This window comes from Streptomyces sp. SM1 (genome assembly GCF_002910825.1).
GTDB classification, from domain to species: Bacteria; Actinomycetota; Actinomycetes; order Streptomycetales; family Streptomycetaceae; genus Streptomyces; species Streptomyces okerensis.
The window spans coordinates 1-3,155 of record NZ_NEUB01000141.1; the positions used below are offsets into that span (position 1 = coordinate 1).

The 3,155-nt window shown below is 74.1% G+C and carries 1 protein-coding gene; it reads right to left on the reverse strand.

What is annotated here, in order from left to right:
- Positions 1 to 3,155 (reverse strand): amino acid adenylation domain-containing protein (locus B9S61_RS03020; protein ID WP_146064690.1); only part of this gene is annotated, 3,155 nt, incomplete at both ends.

A 3,155-nucleotide genomic window follows, 5' to 3' on the forward strand; every position in this document is an offset into this window, starting at 1 on the left:
GAAGAAGTCGCTGTCCACGCCGATGCCGTCCGCGGGCAGACCGAGCACGTCGGCGAAGAGCGCGCGGAGCGTCACCTCGCGCGGGGTGCGCGGCGGCCGGCCGCCGCCCGTGCCGGTGAGCTGGGGGGCGGGGAGCGCCCTGACGTCGAGCTTGCCGTTGACGGTCAGCGGCAGGGTGTCCACGGGGACGAGGGCGGCCGGGACCATGTAGTCCGGCAGGCCGGCCCGCAGATGGTCGCGGAGCAGCCGGAGCAGTTCCTCCCCCTGCTGCCCGCCCGGCTCCGGAACCACGTACCCGACGAGTCGCTTGGTCCCGGCGGACCGCACCACCACGACCGCGGCACGGGCGATCCCGGGATGCGCGGACAGGACGGCGGCGATCTCGGCCGGCTCGACGCGGTAGCCGCGGATCTTCACCTGGTCGTCGGTGCGGCCGAGGAAGTCGAGCAGTCCGTCCGGGCGTCGCCGGACCAGGTCACCGGTGCGGTACATGCGTTCACCGGGCTCGCCGAACGGATCGGCCACGAAGCGTTCCGCCGTCGGACCGGGACGGTCGTGGTAGCCGCGGGCCAGTCCGGTACCGGCGATGTACAGCTCGCCGGGGCAGCCGGGCGGTACCGGACGGAGCATCGTGTCGAGGACATGGGCGCGGGTGTTGCGGATGGGCAGGCCGACGGTCGGCGTGGCGCTGTCGGTGGTGGATCCGCCCAGGGCGTTGATCGTGTACTCGGTGGGCCCGTACAGGTTGTAGCCGTAGGTGCCCTCCGTGCGGCGCAGCCGGGTCCACACCGTGTCGGACACGGCCTCGCCGCCGAGCAGGACGAGGGCGGGCCGGTGCCTGCCCGTGGCCGCGTCGCGCTCGAGCAGGCCCTCCTCGATCAGCAGCTCGGCGTAGGTGGGGGTCACGTTGACGACGTCGACGGCGTGCCGGTCGCAGTAGGCCACCAGGGCCTCGGCGTCGCGTCGCAGTCCCTCGTCGCAGACGTGCACCTCGTGGCCCTCGACGAGCCACAGCAGTTCCTCCCAGGACATGTCGAACGCGAAGGAGACGGTGTGCGCGATGCGCAGCCGCCGGCCCCCGGCGGAGGCGATGGCCGGGTCGAAGATCTCCCGCTGGTGGTTGAGCCGCATGTTCGTCAGCCCGCGGTAGGGGGTGACGACGCCCTTGGGCCGTCCGGTGGAGCCGGAGGTGTAGATGATGTACGCCGGGTGTTCGAGCCGGTCCGGCACGCCATGGGCGAACTCCGGCCGTTCGGCGTCGGTGATCTCCTCACCCGGGAGCGCGGCCAGTCCGGCGGCCACCGCGGGGTCGTCCAGGAGCAGTTCGGGTGCGAGCGGTCGGCTCCCGTCGCGCAGGGCGGGGGCGACGGACGTGGTGGAGACCAGGCACAGCGGGCCGGTGTCCTCGATCATCAGGCGCAGCCGTTCGGCGGGGTGGTCGAGGTCGAGCGGCAGGTAGGCGGCACCGGTGCGCAGGACGGCGAACAGGGCCGCGACCATGTCGGTCGAGCGGGGCAGAGCGAGGGCGACGGCCTTCTCCGGTCCGGCGCCGCGGGCGAGCAGCAGCCGGGTGAGCCGGTTGATCCGTGCGTCCAGCTCCAGGTAGGTCAGGGAGTGTTCGCCGAAGACCAGCGCCACCGCGTCCGGGGTGCGGGCGGTCTGTGCGGTGAGCAGGTCGGCGACGGTGTCGTCGGGGAGCGGTGCGCGGGTGGTCTCCCGGTCCCGGGCGAGGGCGGCCCGTTCCGCCGGCAGCAGCAGGTCGACGTCCGCGGTCCGCGCGGTGGCGGCCACGGGTCCGGCGAGGGTCTCGACGAGCCGCTCCAGTACGGCCGTGAACCGGGCCAGGACCGCGGTCGCCGCGTCGGCGTCGAACAGGTCGGGCCGGGCGGCCAGTGTCACCCGCAGCCGGGCCCCGGGGGTGACGATCAGGGTGAGGGGGAAGTGGGTGCCGTCCACGTTGGACATACCGGTGATGCCGTGCCGCTGTCGGAGCGCGGCGGCACGCTCCTCACCGTCGGCCGAACGCAGCACGAACAGGGTGTCGAACAGCCTGCGGTGTCCGGTCTCCTGCTGAAGGGTGCCCAGTCCCAGGTACTCGTACGGCATGAGCGCCGCCCGTTCGGCCTGCGTCGCGCGCAGCAGGTCGAGCAGGGGCCGGCCGGCGTCGAAGGCGACGCGGGCGGGGACGGTGTTGAGGAACATGCCGATGATGCCGGCCGCGCCGGGGACGTCCGCGGGCCGTCCGGCCACCGCCGTCCCGAAGGCGACGTCGGTACGGCCGGTCAGCGCCGAGAGCACCAGGGCCCAGGCCGCGTTCAGCACGGTGTTCGGGGTGAGTCCGTGCCGCCGGGCCGCGGCGCGCAGCCGGTCGCTGGTCTCGCGGGTCAGTGTCGCGTCGAAGTCCGCCGGGATCACCGGCCCGCTGTCGCGTCCCGCCGGGGCGACCAGGGTCGGCTCGTCGAACCCGGCGAGCGCCCGGCGCCACGCCGTCAGGGCGGCCTCGGTGTCCTGCCGGTCCAGCCAGGCCAGGTAGTCGCGGTAGGAACCGGGGGCGGGCAGCCCGGTGGCGTCACCGGAGCGCTCGTACAGGGTGAACAGTTCCTCCAGGAACAGCCAGGCGGACCAGCCGTCCCACAGGATCAGGTGGTGGGTGACGACGAGCCGGTCCCGGCCGTCGCCGAGGCGGAGGAGCAGCAGGCGGGCGAGCGGCGGTGCGGTCAGGTCGAAGCGCCGTCGGCGGTCGGCCGCGAGGAGTTCCGCGACGCGGGCCCGCTGTTCCCCGGCCGGCAGTCCGGAGAGGTCGTGCTCGACGAGGGGGATCTCCGCGTGCTCCGCGATGAACTGCACGGGGCGGGACAGACCGTCGCTGACGAATCCGGCGCGCAGTCCGGTGTTCCGCCCGAGGAGTGCCCGGGCCGCGGCACGCAGCCGTTCCGCGTCCAGGCGGCGGTCGAAGTCGAGGGTCTCCTGGGACAGGTAGACGTCGAGGGCTTCGCCGGCGTCGTAGGTGGCCTCGAAGTACATGCCCTCCTGGAGGGGGGACAGGGGCCAGATGCCGGCGACCCGCGCGGCACCGGCGGCGGCCTCGACGCGGGCGGCCTCCCCGGGTGTGAGCAGGGCCGGGGCGGGCCCGTCTGCTGCCGCGGTGAGTTGTC